Source organism: Streptomyces sp. DH41, assembly GCF_029813785.1.
Lineage (GTDB): Bacteria > Actinomycetota > Actinomycetes > Streptomycetales > Streptomycetaceae > Streptomyces.
The window spans coordinates 1-17,499 of record NZ_JARVKY010000006.1 but is presented as its reverse complement, the minus strand read 5'-3'; the positions used below and the strand labels follow the sequence as shown (position 1 = coordinate 17,499).

General features: G+C 69.6%; 16 protein-coding genes and 1 pseudogene. 9 read left to right on the top strand and 8 right to left on the bottom strand.

Features of this window, described 5'->3' with window-relative positions; genetic code table 11:
* Nucleotides 1–31: 31 nt before the first annotated feature.
* On the bottom strand, nucleotides 32–1,624 hold the full coding sequence (locus QC283_RS12355; RefSeq protein WP_279561503.1) for an NAD(P)-binding domain-containing protein: 1,593 nt from the start codon (nucleotides 1,622–1,624) through the stop codon (nucleotides 32–34).
* Nucleotides 1,625–1,786: 162 nt separating this feature from the next.
* On the opposite strand from QC283_RS12355, the gene QC283_RS12350 reads away from it, so the two are divergent.
* The 3 genes from QC283_RS12350 to rsgA are packed head-to-tail and all read left to right on the top strand — an operon-like array spanning nucleotide 1,787 to nucleotide 4,904.
* Nucleotides 1,787–3,622, top strand: a complete 1,836-nt coding sequence (locus QC283_RS12350) for a S9 family peptidase (protein WP_279561502.1) — start codon at nucleotides 1,787–1,789, stop codon at nucleotides 3,620–3,622.
* Nucleotides 3,619–3,831: a hypothetical protein gene (locus tag QC283_RS12345; protein ID WP_279561501.1), complete on the top strand. Its 213-nt coding sequence runs from the start codon at nucleotides 3,619–3,621 to the stop codon at nucleotides 3,829–3,831. The genes QC283_RS12350 and QC283_RS12345 overlap by 4 nt, the downstream gene beginning before the upstream one ends.
* Nucleotides 3,828–4,904: a ribosome small subunit-dependent GTPase A gene (rsgA, locus tag QC283_RS12340; RefSeq protein WP_279561500.1), complete on the top strand. Its 1,077-nt coding sequence runs from the start codon at nucleotides 3,828–3,830 to the stop codon at nucleotides 4,902–4,904. Before QC283_RS12345 ends, rsgA begins: the two co-directional genes overlap by 4 nt.
* A gap of 157 nt (nucleotides 4,905–5,061) precedes the next feature.
* On the opposite strand, the gene QC283_RS12335 is transcribed toward rsgA, so the two are convergent.
* From QC283_RS12335 to QC283_RS12325, 3 genes are read right to left on the bottom strand one after another with little or no spacing between them, the layout of a single operon-like run.
* Complete coding sequence (locus QC283_RS12335; protein ID WP_279561499.1) at nucleotides 5,062–5,847, bottom strand: ABC transporter permease; 786 nt, start codon at nucleotides 5,845–5,847, stop codon at nucleotides 5,062–5,064.
* Complete coding sequence (locus QC283_RS12330) at nucleotides 5,844–6,809, bottom strand: ATP-binding cassette domain-containing protein (RefSeq protein ID WP_279561498.1); 966 nt, start codon at nucleotides 6,807–6,809, stop codon at nucleotides 5,844–5,846. Before QC283_RS12330 ends, QC283_RS12335 begins: the two co-directional genes overlap by 4 nt.
* 12 nt (nucleotides 6,810–6,821) lie before the next feature.
* The gene (locus QC283_RS12325) at nucleotides 6,822–7,499 is read right to left on the bottom strand and encodes a DUF4097 family beta strand repeat-containing protein (protein WP_279561497.1); all 678 of its coding nucleotides are present in this window, start codon (nucleotides 7,497–7,499) and stop codon (nucleotides 6,822–6,824) included.
* A 222-nt stretch (nucleotides 7,500–7,721) separates the two neighbouring features.
* Between QC283_RS12325 and QC283_RS12320 the strand changes: the two genes are divergently transcribed.
* The gene (locus tag QC283_RS12320; RefSeq protein ID WP_279561496.1) at nucleotides 7,722–8,450 is read left to right on the top strand and encodes a GbsR/MarR family transcriptional regulator; all 729 of its coding nucleotides are present in this window, start codon (nucleotides 7,722–7,724) and stop codon (nucleotides 8,448–8,450) included.
* Between the two features lie 180 nt (nucleotides 8,451–8,630).
* On the opposite strand, the gene QC283_RS12315 is transcribed toward QC283_RS12320, so the two are convergent.
* Nucleotides 8,631–9,050 (bottom strand): MerR family transcriptional regulator, encoded by a 420-nt coding sequence (locus QC283_RS12315; RefSeq protein WP_279561495.1) that lies wholly within the window; start codon nucleotides 9,048–9,050, stop codon nucleotides 8,631–8,633.
* Between the two features lie 111 nt (nucleotides 9,051–9,161).
* Between QC283_RS12315 and QC283_RS12310 the strand changes: the two genes are divergently transcribed.
* Nucleotides 9,162–10,211: an aldo/keto reductase gene (locus tag QC283_RS12310; RefSeq protein ID WP_279561494.1), complete on the top strand. Its 1,050-nt coding sequence runs from the start codon at nucleotides 9,162–9,164 to the stop codon at nucleotides 10,209–10,211.
* A 252-nt stretch (nucleotides 10,212–10,463) separates the two neighbouring features.
* Here QC283_RS12310 and QC283_RS12305 read toward each other — a convergent pair whose 3' ends face one another.
* Nucleotides 10,464–12,140, bottom strand: a complete 1,677-nt coding sequence (locus QC283_RS12305) for a tannase/feruloyl esterase family alpha/beta hydrolase (RefSeq protein WP_279561493.1) — start codon at nucleotides 12,138–12,140, stop codon at nucleotides 10,464–10,466.
* A 190-nt stretch (nucleotides 12,141–12,330) separates the two neighbouring features.
* Here QC283_RS12305 and QC283_RS12300 point away from each other — a divergent pair, with 190 nt between their 5' ends.
* Together QC283_RS12300 and QC283_RS12295 are read left to right on the top strand one after the other, a co-directional pair.
* Nucleotides 12,331–13,125, top strand: a complete 795-nt coding sequence (locus QC283_RS12300; protein WP_279561492.1) for an SDR family NAD(P)-dependent oxidoreductase — start codon at nucleotides 12,331–12,333, stop codon at nucleotides 13,123–13,125.
* A 40-nt stretch (nucleotides 13,126–13,165) separates the two neighbouring features.
* The gene (locus QC283_RS12295; RefSeq protein WP_279561491.1) at nucleotides 13,166–13,765 is read left to right on the top strand and encodes a TetR/AcrR family transcriptional regulator; all 600 of its coding nucleotides are present in this window, start codon (nucleotides 13,166–13,168) and stop codon (nucleotides 13,763–13,765) included.
* Here the strand turns inward: QC283_RS12295 and QC283_RS39565 are convergent.
* Nucleotides 13,726–14,187, bottom strand: coding sequence for an IS3 family transposase (locus tag QC283_RS39565; protein WP_383529353.1), 462 nt, complete (start codon nucleotides 14,185–14,187; stop codon nucleotides 13,726–13,728). The two genes, QC283_RS12295 and QC283_RS39565, sit on opposite strands and share 40 nt — an antisense overlap.
* Before the next feature lie 199 nt (nucleotides 14,188–14,386).
* Here QC283_RS39565 and QC283_RS12290 point away from each other — a divergent pair, with 199 nt between their 5' ends.
* Together QC283_RS12290 and QC283_RS39560 are read left to right on the top strand one after the other, a co-directional pair.
* Nucleotides 14,387–14,731, top strand: coding sequence for a VOC family protein (locus tag QC283_RS12290; protein ID WP_279561490.1), 345 nt, complete (start codon nucleotides 14,387–14,389; stop codon nucleotides 14,729–14,731).
* A gap of 49 nt (nucleotides 14,732–14,780) precedes the next feature.
* Nucleotides 14,781–15,481: pseudogene (locus QC283_RS39560) on the top strand (transposase).
* Between the two features lie 33 nt (nucleotides 15,482–15,514).
* On the opposite strand, the gene QC283_RS12285 reads toward QC283_RS39560, so the two are convergent.
* Nucleotides 15,515–16,261, bottom strand: coding sequence for a phosphotransferase family protein (locus tag QC283_RS12285; protein ID WP_279561489.1), 747 nt, complete (start codon nucleotides 16,259–16,261; stop codon nucleotides 15,515–15,517).
* Between the last annotated feature and the right edge of the window lie 1,238 nt (nucleotides 16,262–17,499).

Sequence of the window (17,499 nt, the reverse complement as noted above, 5' to 3'; positions counted from 1 at the left end):
CTTCTACTACTTCTTCCGGTGCTCCTGGCCGTCAGCGCAGGAGGTCCAGCATCCGGCCGACCGCCTCACGGGCCGGCTTGAGGTACATCTCCTTGTCCCACTCGTTCTCCAGGTCCTCCGGAATGTGGTGGGTGTCCAGCAGCTCGCCGTCGCGGTAGAGGCGCAGCACCGGGTGGATGAACTGGCTCGTCGAACCGTCGGCGGGGTCGCGCTCCACGTGGAAGGGGTCGGCGCCCGGCGGCAGCTTTCCGTACTCCAGCGTCGTCAGCAGCACCGGCCGGCCGGCCAGTTCGGGGGAGTCGAGGGCGAACTCCACCGGCACTTCCGTGCGCGTCGCCGCCGTGCCCTCAGGGCCGTCGAGCACGTAGACGTCACCGAGGAAGCCCGGCATCTGGAAGGCCGAGGAGGCCGTCGTCGCGCGCCACGCGATCCGCTCGACGAGGGCGTCCGGAGTGCGTTCCAGCTCCTGCCACGCCGCCGCCTCGCCGTGGTAGCGCTCGGCGAAGAGGCCGGCCAGGAACCGGATGTTGTAGCGGAAACCGTGGATGAAGCCCGAGAACGACCGCTTGAAGTCACGGCCCTGCATCAGCGTGCCCGCGAAGAACAGGTCCGGAACGTTGACCGACTCCCACGAACTGGTGAGTGCGGGGAAACGCCCGCCGTACACGGTCTCCGGAACGGCCCCCTGCCCGAACACGGAGAAGTCCGGCCGGAAACCCGTGCACAGGACCACCCGGTCCACATCGAGCGACCACTGCTGACCGTGCGCGTGGTTGTACCGGAAATCGACCCTGAGCCGCCCGTCGGACAGCTTCTCGATGGATTCCAGCGACCCGTCCAGAATGGTGTTCTGCATTTTCAGCTGGTAGGAGTCCAACGTGTTGACGTAGACCGCCCGGACATCGCTCACATGGTGGGTCGTCCACGCCAGCCGCACCGGACTGGGACTGAGCATGTGGGTCGAGGCCGTGTGCTGGAAGATGTTCTCCGCCGTCTCGAACCCCGAATTCCCCTTGCCCACGACGAGCACCCGCTGCCCGGTGAAGTCCGCCGGGTCGGACGAGACGTCGGCGTACTGCTCGGCGTGCTCGATGCCCGGCACGTCCGGCGGAGTGAACGGCTTGGCGAACCCGGTCGCCACCACCACCCGGCGCGCCCGCCAGCGCCTCCCGTGCCCGTCCACCAGGCTGAACAGGCTCTGCCCGGACGCGTCCACGCCGCGCGTGATCCGCTCGACCCGGGCCCCGGACGTGACGGCGAGACCATGGCGTACGCGGAAGTCCCGCAGATAGCGCACCAGGTCGTCGGCCTTCGGGAAATAGTCCGGCGAGTACCGCGTGAAGACCAGCTCCGGGTCGTCACTCAGCAGCGAGTTCCAGTCCCAGCGCAGCCGCATCTCGGGATCGTCGAAACCGGTGTGCACCTTGTTGTTGGAGATCAGCCGCCGGTGCCGCGGATACCGTGTGAAGAACGTGCCGACGTCGTCTCCGGCCTCCAGCAGCCGGTAGGAACGTCCCTGGCGGTGGAGAAAATAGGCGAGCTGCAGCCCTGCCGGGCCACCGCCCACGACGACATAGTCGAGGATCTCCTCGGTCGGCTGAGAACGCGTTGCTGATTCACCCACGGAACACCCTCCGGGTTCGGCGAGGCGATCGCGGAAAGAAGCAGCGGAATCCGGCACGCGCTCACCGGGGAGCGGCGCCTGTCCCGGTCGCTCGACTCCCCCTCCAGGCGTACTCAGCCGATGCTCTTCCCGGACTCGATCCTCTTTCCACACAATGGCGTGGTGACTTTGTACAGCGCGGCACTCGAAGCGGAGTCGAGCCCGGAGGACCGCTGCGCGGTGCCCTCGGTGGGCCTTCCGGTCTGGGGCCGCGAGCGGCCCCGGCTGTGCGCGGTCCGCGGAAACGCCGGCGGCACGGCGCAGTTCTTCCTGTGGGACCTCGCCACCGGAGCGTTCCGTCAGCTCACCGACGCCCCCCACGGGGTGGAGACCGGCCTGGTCGACCCCCGCGGCCGCGGACTGTGGTGGTACCGGGACGACGAGGGGACCGAGTGCGGCCACTGGGTCCGCTCCCCGCTGCGCGGCGGCCCCGCCGTCCCCGCACTGCCCGGCATGCCCGGCGGCTCCGCCGAGGGACTCGCCCTCGGCCGCTCCGGCCTGGCCGTGGCCGGCGTCGGCGAACCCGACGGCGGCTACGGGCTGTACGCCATGCGGCCTGGCACCTCGGAGGTCGACACGCTGCGACGGAGCCGCAACCCGCTCTACGTCGGCGGCATCAGCGACGACGAGACGCTCGTCCTGTACGTCCACGCCGAACGCGGCGACCCCCAGCGGCCCGCCCTGCGCGTCATCACCCTCGACGGCGCCACCGTCGCCGACCTCGCCGACTGGCCCGCGAGCGGCATCGAGGTACAGCCCTTCGGTTCACCCTTCCGCCCCGGCGGCCACGAGGTCCTCGCCACCCACGAACGCCACGGCCTGCGCGCCCCCCTGCTGTGGGACCCGCACACCGACGAGGTCACCGAGATCGACACCGGCCTGCCCGGCGAGGTACGCGCCCGCTTCTACCCGGACGGCCACGCCCTGCTCCTCCACCACCGCCACCGGGGCCGGAGCGAGCTGCTGCGGCACACCCTCGCCGACGGCCGCACCACCGCGCTGCCCACTCCGCCCGGCACCGTCCACGAGGTCGTCCCCCGCCCGGACGGCGGCCACTGGTACACGTTCTCCTCGGCCGCCACGGCCCCCGTGCTGTACGACGAGCGCGGCGCCGAACCGCTCAGCGTGCCGCGGACGTTCCACCCGGCCTCGCCGGTGCGTGAGATCCTCACCCCCGGTGAGGGCGGCCTTGTCCCCGCCTATCTCAGTTTCCCCACCGGGCAGGGCGAGCGCCGCCCGGACGGCACCGCGCACCCCGCCGTCTTCCTCCTCCACGGCGGACCGCACGCCGCCGACGGAGACGCCTACCTGCCGGCCGCCGCCGCCTGGAACGACGCCGGATTCACCGTCGTACGAGTGAACTACCGCGGCTCCGGCGACAACGGCCGCGCCTGGCGCCTCGCCCACCGTGCCGCCGTCGGCCACACCGAGCTCGCCGACGTGGCGGCCGTGCGCGCCAGGCTGGTCGCCGACGCGCTCGTCGACCCCGGCCGCTGCGTACTGACCGGCGGCTCCTGGGGCGGGTACCTGGTCCTGCTGGGCCTGGGAACCCAGCCCGCCCTGTGGTCCTGCGGCGTCGCGGAGAACCCGATCGGTGACTACGTGGCCGCCTACGAGGAGGAGTTCGAGGGACTGCGCTGGGTCGACCGCGCCATGCTCGGCGGCAGCCCCGCCGAGGTTCCCGACACGTACGCCGCCGCCTCACCGCTCACCTACGTGGACGCGGTCCGCGCCCCTGTGCTCGTCCTCGCCGGCCACCACGACCCGCGTTGCCCGCCCCGGCAGGTCGAGAACTACGTCTCCGCGCTCCGGCGGCGCGGCGCGGACCTGGAGGTCCGCTTCCGCGCGATGGGGCACAACACGGCCCACACCGGCCTCGGCGCCGAGTCGATCACCACGCAGATCACCTTTGTTCGCAGCCGGGTGGGCACCCGGCCCGACACGAAAGCGGGAACATGAGCGAGAACCGCGCGAACAGCGGCTTTGGTACCAGCGGTTCCGGTACCAGCGGCGCCGACGCCACCGGCTCGGAGGGGGCCGCCCCGGCACCCGCGGCCCCGCGCCGCCGCCTGACCGTCAAGCGGGGAGGCTGCGGCTGCGAGGGCAAGCCTGCCCCCGGTGCGGCCGCTTCCGGGACCGCCGCTGCCGGTGAGGAGGCTGCCAGGTGAGCGGCGTGGAGCCGGCCGGGCTGGACGTTCTGGGCTGGCGGCCGGAGCTGGCCGCCGCCTGGGACGAGGGCCGGTACGAGGAGGTCTTCGCGGGGGCGTGTCCCGGTCGTGTGGGTCAGGTCGACCGTGGCGCGTGCACGGTGCTGCTCGCCGACGGCACGGTGCGCGCCACGCCCGCGGCCCGGGTGTTCCGCCCCGAAGAGCCGCGTCTGGGCGGTCCCGGACTCGCCACCGGGGACTGGGTCGCCGTCGCCGGGGACCGGGTGGAGGACGTCCTGCCCCGGCATTCGGCCTTCGTCCGGGGCAGCGCGGGCGCCAGGACCGAGGCGCAGATCGTGGCCGCCAACGTCGACACCGTCTTCGTGGTGGTGGCCCTCACCGGGGACCAGCGGTTGCGCCGTGTGGAACGCTATCTCGCGGTGGCCTGGCAGAGCGGTGCCCAGCCCGTCGTCGTTCTCAGCAAGGCCGATCTGCATTCCGACCCCGGGGCGGCGGCCGAGGAGATCGAGGGCATCGCCCCGGGCACTCCGGTGCACACGGTGTCCTCGCACACCGGCGACGGCCTGGACGCCCTTGAGCAGTACGCCGCTTTCGGCCGGACCGTGGCCCTGGTCGGGCTCTCGGGTGTCGGCAAGTCCACGCTCGTCAACCGGCTCAGCGGCATGGAACAGCTCACCACCCAGGAGGTGCGGGGTGACTTCAAGGGCCGTCACACGACCACGCACCGGGAGTTGGTGACGCTGCCCGGCGGCGGCCTGCTCATCGACACCCCCGGCATGCGCGGCCTGGCGGTGTGGGATGCCGGGGAGGGTATCGACCGGGCGTTCAGCGACATCGAGGAACTGACCGGAGGGTGCCGTTTCCGGGACTGTACGCACGGCGACGAGCCGGGGTGTGCGGTGAGCGCCGCGGTCGGCGACGGCGCGCTGGACGAGGGCCGTCTGGGCAGCTGGCACAAGCTGCGCCGTGAGCAGCGGATGCTGGAGTTGCGTCAGGACGCGCGTGCCCGCGCCGAGGACAAGCAGCGTGTGCGCACGCGTGCGCGTGCTCTGAAGAAGCGCCCGCACCGCTGAACCGAAGGGTTCGTGGCCGCCGCGTGGCGGCCTGGGGTGGGGGCCGTACGACGACGAAGGCCCGTCGCTGTCACCGGGGGAGGTGACGTGACGGGCCTTCGGGGTGTGGAGCTCGGTGGTGGTGGACGGCCGGGCGTGGTGCGGGTGCGCATGCCGCTTACTTGGGGTCGCGGTTGAACTGTGCCTGGGACCAGCGGTAGCCGAGGACGGTCAGGCCCAGGCACCAGGCGAGTGCGAGCCACCAGTTGTGGCCGATCTCGGTGCCGAGGAGGAGTCCGCGCAGGGTTTCGATGGCGGGTGTGAAGGGCTGGTACTCGGCGATGGGCTGGAACCAGCCCGGCATCGAGTCGATGGGGACGAAGGCGCTGGAGATGAGGGGCAGCAGGATCAGCGGCATGGCGCTGTTGCTGGCGGCCTCGGCGTTGGGACTGCCCATGCCCATGCCGACCGCGATCCAGGTGAGGGCCAGGGTGAAGAACGCGACCAGTCCGAAGGCCGCCAGCCACTCCAGAGCCGTGGCGTCGGTGGACCGGAAACCCATGGCCAGGGCGATCGCGCCGACGAGGACCACGCTGACGACGGCCTGGAGCACACTGCCGATGACGTGTCCGACGAGTACGGATCCGCGGTGGATGGCCATGGTGCGGAAGCGGGCGATGATGCCCTCGGTCATGTCGTTGGAGACGGACACGGCGGTGCCGATGGTCGTGCTGCCGATGGTCATCAGCAGCAGGCCCGGCACGATGTAGGCGATGTAGTCGGAGCGGTCGCCGCCGCCGATGCCGGCACTCATCGCGTCGCCGAAGATGTAGACGAAGAGCAGGAGCAGCATGACCGGCGTGAGCAGCAGGTTCAGAGTCATCGACGGGTAGCGGCGGGCGTGCAGGAGGTTGCGGCGCAGCATCGTGGTCGAGTCGCGTACGGCGAGGGCGAGGTTGCTCATCGGACGGTCTCCTTGGGCTGGTCGGGCTGGGCGGGGACGCCGGTGTTGCCGGTGAGGGCGAAGAAGACGTCGTCGAGGTCGGGGGTGTGCACGGTGAGTTCGTCGGCCTCGATGCCTGCGGAGTCCAGCCGGTCGAGGACGGAGCGCAGGTCGCGCTGGCTGCCGTCGCTGGGGATCTGCAGGGCGAGTGCGTCGTCGTCCCGGGTGACTTCGCCCAGCGCGGTGGCGGCGGACCGGTAGGCGGCGGGGTCGGTGAAGCGGAGCCGGACGTGGCCGCCGGGGATGAGGCGCTTGAGCTCGTCGGCGGTTCCCTCGGCGGCGATCCGGCCGTCGTTGAGAACGGCGATGCGGTCGGCGAGTTCGTCGGCTTCTTCGAGGTACTGGGTGGTGAGGAAGACGGTGACGCCGTCGGAGACGAGTTCGCGGATGATCTGCCACATGTTGTGGCGGGAGCGTGGGTCGAGGCCGGTGGTGGGTTCGTCGAGGAAGATGATGCGGGGGCTGCCGACCAGGGTCATGGCGATGTCGAGGCGGCGCTTCATGCCGCCGGAGTAGGTCGAGGCGGGCTTCTTCGCGGCCTCCACCAGGTCGAAGCGCTCCAGCAGTTCGGCGGTGACCCGCTGTCCCTCCTGCTTGGGCAGGTGGTGGAGGTCGGCCATGAGGAGCATGTTCTCCTCGCCGGTGATCAGTCCGTCGACGGCGGAGAACTGTCCGGTGACCCCGATCGCGGCGCGTACGGCCTGGGGGGCGGTGGTGAGGTCGTGGCCGGCGACCTGGGCCTGTCCGCCGTCGGCGGTGATGAGGGTGGACAGGATCTTCACGGCGGTGGTCTTGCCGGCACCGTTCGGGCCGAGCAGCGCGAAGACGCTTCCCTCGGCGACCGTCAGGTCGATGCCGTCGAGGACGGTCTTGTCGCCGTACGACTTGCGCAGTGCGTGAGCGGCGATGGCCGGGTTGGTCATGAGGAGTGCTCCTTAGAGGCTGCGGGCGCTGATGTCGCCGTAGGAGGTGGTCGCGTGGATGGTCAGTCCGGCGTCGGCGCCGTCGGTGTTGCGCAGTGTGTTGCTGATCCGGCCGTAGGGGGTGCCGGCGTCGAGGGCCGCGGAGACCCCGCGGGCGGCGGTGACGGAGATCTCGCCCTGCTCGGTGCGGAGCGTGACCGTGCCGCGCATGGCTTCGGCGATGCGGATGTCGCCCTTCTGCGTGCTGATCTGGGCGGGGCCGCCCAGGCGGCCGAGTGAGACGTCTCCGGCCAGGACGGTCAGCCGGGCGCTCGCGGCCTCGTCGAGCTTGACCGAGCCCTGGGCGTTGTCGAAGGTGACGTCGCCGAGCCGGCCGACGCCCCGGATCTCGGCGGCGGCCGTCTTGCCCTCGACGTTGGAGCCGGCGGGCAGCTGGACCGTCACCTCGACGGCTCCGGAGGAGGAACCGAGGACCCGGTTCTTCGCCGGTGCGGTGGCCTCGATCCGCAGGACGCCGCCGTCGTAGGCGACGGTGACCTGCTCGGCAGCCTTCACGTCGCGGCTCTTGGAGGGGTCGGCGGGCAGGATCTCGACGGTGGTGTCGGTCCGGTCGGCGGCGATGAACCGGATGTGTCCGGCGGGGACGTCGATGACGGCCGAGACCTGGGTGGGGGTGTCGAACTGCGGCATGGTGCTCTCCTTCGTCGCTCTGTTTCTGATGACCTGAACGCTACGTTGCGTTCACGATAGAGGCAACACCACTATTGCGTTCTGATCGAGTTTTAGCAGGTCAAAGGCATCAATTCGTTGCAACGATCTAAACGATAACGCAACGACCCGGCCTCGCTTCATTGCAATGAAATGAAAGTGAACGCTATAGTGAGGGCACCACAGCACACGAAGGAGGCCGCGATGCCGGGAGGCAGGCTCACCCAGCAGGAACGTCAGCAGATCGCGCTGGGACTGGCCGACGGCCTCGCCTATGCGGAGATCGCCCGACGCCTGGACCGTCCGACCTCGACCATCACGCGTGAGGTGATGCGCAACGGCGGCCCCACCGCCTACCGCGCCGACCTCGCCCACCGCGCCACCGAACACCGCGCCCACCGCCGCAGGCAGGCGGCCCTCCGGGACCCGAAGACACTCCCGCAGGCCCACGGACGCGATGCCGAGGCGGTACGCGAGTACGAGGAGATGTTCACGACCGTCCTCATGGCCTCGGGACTGCCCAAGATGATGTCCCGGGTCATGGCCTGCCTCTCCCTCACGGACTCGGGCAGCCTCACCGCCTCCGAACTCGTCCAGCGCCTCCAGGTCAGCCCGGCGTCCGTCTCCAAGGCGGTGACGTACCTGGAGAGCCAGGGCCTCGTCCGCCGGGAGCGCGACGACCGCCGCCGCGAGCGCTACGTCGTCGACGACGACGTCTGGTACCAGTCGATGATGGCCAGCGCCCGCTCCACCGCCCAACTCGTCGAGATGGCCCGGCAGGGCGTCGGCGTCCTGGGCTCCGGCACCCCCGCCGGCGCACGCCTGGAGAACATCGCCCGCTTTCTCGACTTCGTCTCCGAGAGCCTCGCCCGCGCCGCGGAACAGGCCCGCGACGTCCTCCACACCAAGCCGCCCACGGCGCAGGACGGGTAGGACGCGCACCGCCCGCGCACACCGGCCGCCCCGGCCCCGGCGAGCTCCCTCAATGGCTCGGTGAGGCGGGCCCGTTCACCGGGCACCGCGGGGCGGAGCATGTCGACGGAACTGGGCATGGCCGCGAGGAGAGGGATTCTGGGCGGCGAGCCCGGACGAAGGCCCGGCGTGCGTACTTCGTCAGGCGCGGGACGGACCGTGGCATTGCTCGGCGGCGTCGCCTTGGCCGACAAGGTCCTCGTACACCCCGACCTTGAAGCTGATCAGGTCCAAGGACTCGGTGAGCCTGTCGATCTGGGCGGTGACCCGCTTCTGGTGCTCACGCATGAGCGCGAGCCGTTCCTCCGCGTTGCCGGCGCCTTCTCTGACGAGGTCCGTGTAGCGGCGAAGCACGGTCAGGGGCATGCCGGAGGCGCGGAGAATGATGCAGACGGTCAGCCAGTCCACGTCGTCCTGGTGGTAGACGCGGCGCCCGCCAGGCCCGCGGCGCACGGCGTTGAGGAAGAGGCCCTCCTGCTCGTAGAAGCGCAGCGCGTGCACGCTCAAGCCGGTGCGTTCGGCGACCTGCCCGATGCTCAGGCTTGCAATGACCTCGACCATGCTGCCCAGGGTAACGGGGTTGATCTAGAGAGGACTCTAGTTCCTAGGGTGCTGCGTGCGGCCGACGCTTCCGTCGCCCCGCGTGATCGTTGGGTAAGGGAGAGCACCACCATGCGCTATCGCACCCTCGGCAGGACCGGCATCGAGGTCAGTGTCCACTGCCTCGGCACCATGATGTTCCAGGACGGGTTCAACTCCGACCACGACGACTGCGTCCGTATCATCCACACCGCCCTCGACCAGGGCATCAACTTCGTCGACACCGCCGACATGTACGGCCGGGGTGAGTCCGAGGAGATCGTGGGCAAGGCGCTGCGAGGGCGCCGTGACGATGTCGTACTCGCCACCAAGGTTCACTTCCCGATGGGCGAGGGCCCCAACCGTGGTGGCAACTCCCGGCGTTGGATACTCAAGGCGGTCGAGGACAGCCTCCGGCGCCTGAACACCGACTGGATCGACCTCTACCAGATCCATTTCCCCGACCACACCACCGACATCGAGGAGACCCTCTCCGTCCTCGACGACCTCGTGCGCCAGGGGAAGGTCCGCTCGTTCGGCTGCTCGAACTACCAGGCCGAGGAGATCGTCGAGGCCCACCACGTCTCCGAGCGCCGCGGCCTGGGACGGTTCCGCACCGACCAGCCGCCCTACTCGATCCTGGCCCGCTGCATCGAGTCCTCGCTCCTGCCGGTCTGCGAGCGTTACGGCATGGGTGTACTGGTCTGGAGCCCCCTGGCCTTCGGGTTCCTCACCGGCAAGCACCGCAAGGACAAGCCCGCGGACCTGGCGACCGGCCGCGCCGCGTTCCGGCCGGCGAACTTCGACCCCGCGCTTGCCGCGAACGCGGCCAAGTTCGACGCCGTGGAACAGCTCGTCGCGCTCGCGGAAAGCATCGGCTGCACCCTGCCCCAGCTCGCTGTGGCCTTCACCGTGGCCCACCCTGCCGTCACCTCGGCCATCATCGGACCGCGCACCGTGCAGCAGCTGGAAGACCTGCTCAAGGGCGCCGCACTCACCCTGGACGACGCGACCCTCGACCGGATCGACGCGATCGTGCCGCCCGGGACGAATCTCTACAACCCCGCCGCCTCGTTCCCACCGCGCTCGCTGACCGAGACCGCGCTGCGGCGCCGCCCGCTCGCCGAACGTGCGGCAGGCTGAGGCCGGCTCTGCGGTCCAGGGTCTCGCGCAGCGGAGTCGACTGCCCGGAGCTCGACCCCTCCTACGGCCCCGGTGATGTGCCGCCCACCTGGCCGCGGCGAGCGGCGAACGGCAGGTGGGGAGCGGGAATTCGCGAGCAGGCGTGCACGTCCGAGGGGTCGGCCTCCGAGGAGGCCGACCCCCCTTGGCCCTTTCCCGCAGGGTCAGGAAACGTCACCGGCCGGGCTCAACGAGTTCTGCCTGAGTGGGGTCTCACCTCGCGGCGCAGCGGAAGTTGTCCGCGTCGTTCGTGTTGCCATGGCCCTTGTAGCGTGCGGCAAGGGGGTACACGCACAGCGGCCTTTTCATGCCGGTCTCTCCGGTCGATCCCTCGCCGACGCCGAGCAGTGTCATGGGCTTCCTCTTCTTCTCGACCCAGTTCACGACCGCCTCCAGCGCACTGCCGGGGCTCGGAAGTCCGCCGTAGTACCCGGCGGGCATCAAACCGGGGTGAGGGTGCGACCTGATGAGAGTCTCGTGTCCGCCGCCAGGAGCCAGGAAGAGCCGCGCGAAGTCCTGGACCTCACGGATGCCGCCCATCCTGTCCGCGACCCTGTTGTAGTAATCGACGGTCCCCTGCACGGGGATGGAGCCGTCGAAGGTGCCGTGCGTGATGACCATTCTGCCCCCGGCTGCGCGGAAGGCGGAAAGGTCGGGGTCCGCCGCGTCGACCGTCCGCTCCCATTTCGCGACCGACCTCTCGAAGACGTCGGCGAACTTCTCGTAGGTGAGGGTGCGCCAGTCGAAGTCCGGGTCCTGGAGAACCCAGTGCGTGACCCATGTCAGGGCGTCTGTTCGCGGCTGCGGAGAGGTGGTCCCGTCCTCGTCGGTCACGGTGCCCGCCATTCGGCCGAGCGGAGTGCCGGGAGGCGGGCCGTACCAGAGGAACCTGCCGTCGGTGCCGCGCGGGCCCTTCCATATCTTGTCGATGATGTCGGCTTCCCGCGCGGTGAGTACATCGCCGATCAGGGTGCGGGCATCAAAGCCGCAGGCGCGCCAGTCGGAGACGATACGGTCGTGGACGCCGTCACGTCCGTCACATCGGGCGATCGCCCTGTCGTTCACCGCCTCGAATGTCGATTGCGGGATGAAGTGCCCGGCCACGTTCATCACGACCTGTGGCCAGAGCGAGGCGGGAAGCAAGCGCGACAAGTTCAGTGCCGGCCAGAACACGGCGAGACCGTCATAGTCGTGCGGGTAGCGCTGCGCCTCCATCATGGCCTGGCGACCACCGGCCGAGCCGCCGTAGAAGTAGGAATAGGCGGGGCCCTTGCCGTAGTAGGCGGTGATCACCTTCTTGGCGCTGACAGCCGTCTGATGGATGGACAGGTGATTCCAGATATCGACAACGGGCTTGTTGAGGGTGTTGTCGGGGTTGAGTGCGAACTCCCCCTGGTTGTTCGTCGTCGGTACTCCGGCGTCGGTGTTCGCCGTGGCGTAGCCGTCCGCCAGGGAGCACGGGTCGTACCGGCCGCACGGCTCGTCCGGCCCCCCGCCCACGAAGCCGCCGCCGCCGGTACCGACGAACCGGCCGTTCCATGTCGCGGAGGGGAGGAACACTCCGACCCGGAACGACTCGTCCGACGCGGGGTCGGTCACCGTGAGCTGAACGTCGCAGTAGGCCGGAAGCTCTTCCGTGGCACCGACCGAAGTGGCGCTCTCGACCGTCCTGCCGGGCAGACGCAAGTCGATCATGCTCTCGCACGAACGCACCGCCGTCCCGCCCGTCGGCGAAGCGCCAGCCACCTTGGCAGCGACTGGTGCGGCGAACGTCAATGTGGGTGTGAACATCGCCAGGGTCCACGCAACCACTACCGACGTGATCGGTAACCGGGCCTGACGGCCCCTGCCTCTCCGCCGGGGCCCGGGCGGGTAAGTCGCTTCGGTCATTGCCGCTTCCTCCTTGGGACGACGGAGCGATGCTCCGACCGTGAGGTGTACCGTATGCCATTCTGGCACTTGGTGCCAGGTTGGCATACGGTGTCGGTGAAGGTCGCGGACCTCGGGGCCGCTCGGCGAGTCACAGGAGCGTTCAGGCCGGTCCAGGTCCAACGCACTTACAGAAGAAGGCGGGAAAGCCATGAACACCTCTGGAGCGGTAGTCGTGACCGGGGCGAGTGCGGGCATCGGTGCGGAGTTCGCCCGACAGCTCGCGGCGCGTGGCCATGACACCGTGCTCGTCGCCCGCCGAGCCGAGCGTCTTGAGGCGCTGGCCTCGGAACTGTCCGGCCACGGTGCTCGCGCCACGGCCCTGCCGATGGATCTGACGGAACCGGGGGCGGGACAAGCGCTGCGCGCCGAGACCGACCGGCTCGGGATCGATGTCGCCGGAGTGGTCAACAACGCGGGTTTCGCCAACCATGGGTTCTTCCGCGGCGAGCAGCTCGATCGGCTCAAGGCCGAGATCGCGCTCGATGTCCTCGGGGTCGTGGAGATCAGTCATGCCTTCCTCCCACGCCTTCGCGAGCGGGGAGAGGGCTTCCTGATCAACATCGCGAGCATGGCCGCGTACAACGCGAGCCCCACCATGGCCGTCTACGGCGCGTCCAAGGCGTTCGTGCTCAGCTTCACCGAGGCGCTCTGGTACGAGGAGCTGGGCTCGGGGGTGAAGGTCTTCGCCGTCTCGCCAGGGGCGACGCAGACGGAGTTCTTCGACGTTGCCGGGGAGAGCGCGAGCGGCAACACCCGGCGGATGACGGCGTCGGCGGTCGTCCGGACCGCGCTGGGCGCACTCGACCGCCGCGATCCGAAGCCGAGCGTCATCGTCGGTGGCGGGAACCGGGCCGCCGCTGGTGTCTCGCGTCTGCTCGGCCGCCATCGGATGACACGAACCATCGGGCGGATGATGACCCGCGCCATGGCGCAGCGCCGATGACCACCGAAAGGCCGTGGTGACGCGTGGTTATGCTGGTCGCATGACGGAGAGCGCGGGTTCGGTGGAGCGGCTGTGGGACCGGACCCGTCGTTCCGTCCAGGCGGAGATCATCCGGGTCGCCATGGACCTGTTCCTCCGGAAGGGGTTCGAGCAGACCACGATTGACGAGATCGTCGCGGTGGCGGGCGTGTCCCGGCGCTCGTTCTTCCGCTACTTCGGAACGAAGGAGGACATCGTCCTCGGCGGCCTCGCCGATGAAGGCACGCGGGTGAGTGCCGAACTCGCGAAGCATCCCGATGACGAGGATCTCTGGACAGCGCTGCGCTCCGCGATCCTGGCCGTCGGAGACGCGGAGGCGGACGAGGAGCGCACGCTCGCGGTCGCACGGATGATGTACGGCAGCCCGTCCCTGCGAGCCCGCAGCATCGAGAAGCACCTGCGCTGGCAGTCCGACCTCGTCCCCGAGGTGCGCCGACGTCTTGGTCCGCCCGAGGAAACGGCCGACCTGCGTGCCGCGGCCGTCGTGGCGAGTGCGATCACGTGTCTCGACGTCGCCGGAGAGGCCTGGACCCGAGCCGGCGCCGACCGGCCGCTCGCCGTCTACTTCACCGAAGCACTCGACGCCGTACATGGTCGCTGAGTCGCTGCGATTCCGCCAGAAGGCCCCTCGTACTCGGTGGACGTACGGAGCGGAGGCGTTCTTCGTTGTACCAGGTGACCGGGAGCACCCGTATGCCCAGCCCGATCAGGTGCGGACGTACGCCGTATCCGCCACCCACAGCTGGTCGGGCCGGGAGGCAGCGAAGTCGCGGTCGACCAGGTCCGGCGGCCTCGGCGCCGACGGCTCCGGGACCGTAGTGCGGCGGCGCCGGCTGCGGATGACGCCCTCGAGGCCCACTCGGCCATCAGCCGCTCGACGGTGCAGCGGGCCACCTCGTGGCCTTCGCGACGGAGTGCGCGGGTGATCCGGCGGACGGGCTCGGGCCGATTCTTGCGGGCGAAGTACGTCGACGGCGACAGCTTGAGAACCCGGCAGACGGGATCGACCCCGACCTCTGTCACGCAGGTTGTCGATCACCTTTTCGTCCTCGACCGGGGACGGTCGATCTCCTGGGCAAAAAACACGGACCCGGCCGCGCACGGCCTCCTTGTGGATGCCCAGGTCTTTCGCGACGTGGGCGATCGGCCGACCGGCGGCGCGTACCTCACGACCCGCGTGCTTGCGGGGTTCGTTGGGGTGTGTCGTTTCCTTTGGTGATGTGTGGCGGAACGAGGTGTCGTAGTCCGGGCACGCAAGGTATCGGCAACGGCCGAGAGAGCGGGGGCTGGCCTTGCAACAGCTACACAGGGCAACAGCACTGTATGCAGACCCAACCGCGTTACGGAGCCGCTCTTCACTCGCCCGCAGTGGCCTTCCGCATGGTCCGAGCAGCAGATCCAGATGCATCTGGACATCGAGGTGAGCGATCTGCCATCAGCCGTCGAGCGTGCTCTTGCCCTGGGGGCGGCGATGACGGACTCCCAGCCTCAGGATGATGTACGCGTCCTGTGCGACCCGGCGGGCCACCCGTTCTGCCTCTTCGCGCGCGCCGGCTCGGGCGCCTGACAGCCTGAGTCAGGTGGTGAGCCGGCGGTAGCTGATGAGGGCTGCGGCGATGCCGGCGGAGGTGAGGGAGTCCAGTGCCAGGCCGTGGGAGATCGACGACGAGTTGGGCGTGCGTTGACCGGCTGATACCGGTTGTCTCGCTGAGCTGCGGCGTTCTGGTCGTAAGCGTCTGGATGGTCGCAGGGTGCTGTGCGGGCTCCTGTTCGTTTTCTGCACCGGGGTCCGCTGGGAGTTTCTGCCCCAGGAGCTGTGCTTCGGCTCGAGGATGACTGGCTGGCGACGGCTGCGGGACTGGAACGAGGCCGGGGTCTGGCAGCGTCTGCACGAGTTGCTGTTCTCCGTGCTGCGGGCCGCGGTCCTGTTGGACCTCTCCCGCGCAGTCGACTCCAGCCACGTCCGTGCGATGAGGGGCGGACCGGCCGCCGGTCCGAGCTCGTGTACGCCGACGGCGGCTATGACCACGAGGCTTACCAGGACAAGGTCCGCCGGTTCCAGATCAGGTCGCACATCGTCCGGTGCGGCAGCGGGCACGGCTTCGGTCTGGGGGTGTACCGCTGGGTCGTGGATGGAGTGAACGCGTTGCTGTACCGGTTCCGCCGTCTGCATATCTGTTGGGAGATCCGCGACGACATCTCTCACGCGGTCGTCTTCCTTGCTGGGCTGTCGTCCGCTGGCAATGACTGTGCATCTCACTGTGTTGAGTGGATGAGCAGGCGATCGTCCAGGGGATGGTCTGCTCGGTGCGTGTGAACGCATTCGCAGCAGTACCGGGCTCGCGCGGTCTCACATCCGGGATCTCAGTACGTCGACCTCACAGCCCGGGGCGAACGGATCGAAGCCGTGCTCGATCAGCGAGCGGACTGCCAGCAGGCTTCGCAACGACGACCACGCGTGGAGCACGTCGAGGTCGATGTCGGTGCCGTAGCCGGCGATGACGTCGTGGAGGTGTTCCTCGTGTCCGAGTGTGAAGGTGGCGAGGTCGTACAGGGCATCACCCTGTCCCGCCTCGGACCAGTCGATGATGCCGGTGACCTCGTCGCCGTCGACGAAAACGTGCGCGATCTGCAGGTCGCCGTGCGTGAACGCGGGAGTCCACGGCCGCAGCGCGGCCTCGGCGACCTGGCGGTTGCGGGTGACCAGGTCCGCGGGCAGGACGCCGTTCGTCACGAGCGACTCGCACTCGTCGTCGAGTTCCGCCGCCAGCGCGTCGGTGCTCCGGCCGGCCCGGCCCGCCCAGGACGGCAGCGGCGCGTCGTGCAGCTTCCGGATGGCGGCGCCCGCCGCGGCCCACGCTGCCGGCGATCCGGTTGCCTGCCCGCCGAGGCGCCCAAGCGTCGTCCCCGGGAGTGCGGCGGTCGCGAGCACGGGTGGCTTGTGCCACAGGACCTCCGGGGTCGGGACCGGTGCCAGGGACATCGCTTCGACCTCGATGTCGAGGCGCGCCTGATCGGTGTCCACCTTCAGGAACACGTCGCCGACGCGCAGAGTGGCGCGCTCGGAATGGGCGACGACGACTTCGACCTCATCCATGGGCGACCAGTATCCCGGGGGCGATCGTCGACGTCGCCGGGTTTGCCGCGTGCGATTACGGGGTTGACCGCGTCCCGCTGCCCCGGCGGCCTCGTGCATGACACCGACCGCTGACCAGGTCTCCAGCCCTCACTTTTGTTAGCAGTGCTTACGCGGCATGCGTTTTCAGTGCCTGTTTCTGGTCCCCGGCTCTGAGCAGCGCTGGGCCTGCTGGCCCTGTGTCCCGGGGTGCCGTCTTGCGGATCTCTGACCGAGCTGGGCGTGTCGGCAAGGTCCAGTGAAGACGCGGCCGAGTCGGTCGTCCAGCGCGGCGAGGATCGCCGGTTTCGGTGTGCCGTCGGGGTCGATGTGCGTGTGCAGGGCGAGTCCTTCCGCGGGTGAACGTGGCCAGCAGCATCTCGTCCTTTGCCGTGAAGTCTCCAACCCTGCTACCGGGTGTCCCCACTATCCGCCAATGCTACATGCTGCATCACATCGAGATGCAGCATCGCGGGCCCCCTCGACAGAGCACCCTCAAAGGATCTCGCCCGACCCCGATGAGCATCGCTCATCGGGGTACACGGTGCCGCATGGCACCGAGGACCGGACGTATCCAGTTCCTGCGGGCCGTGCGGCAACTGCGCCGTATCCGCTCCTTCTACGCTGCGGCCATCCTCTTGTGGGCAGGGTCCGCGGCCTGGACCGGCTGGCAGGCCCCCGGGGAGCTGCCAAATGTGGGTGTCTGTCCTCCTCCTGGCTGTCTTCACCGTACTGCTCGTCACCGCGACCCTTGCCCTGCGGCGCCTCGCCGTTCCCGCGACAGGCCGGCCCGTGCACCACGCTGCCCCGCACAAGCTGCCGAGTACCCGCGGTCACGCTTACGCCTGAGGTCCCGTCACCCTTCCCGCGGGTCAGCCGGGCCCGATGGTGCCCGCCACGGGGCGGAGCAGGTGGTCTGCTGACAGCCCGTCCCGGATCACACGAGCCCGAACCCCGTAGACGCACGGGCCGCAGGCCCGTTGGCCGGCCCGCGCGCAGCGGGCCCGGCCTTTGTGGCGCGTAGCGCCACTAGGTGGCTGGAGCGCAACGGAAGCCACCCAGCCCCGGGAGCGCAGCGGACGGGGCGTCACCAACCCGGCGCAGCCGGGTTGGTGAGCGGGACGCGCAGCGTCCCGCCAGCGCTCACGCGGAGCGGGAGCGCAACACCCGCGCGCAGCGCGGGTGTTCGCTTGCCCATCGCGCAGCGATGGGGCACCCGC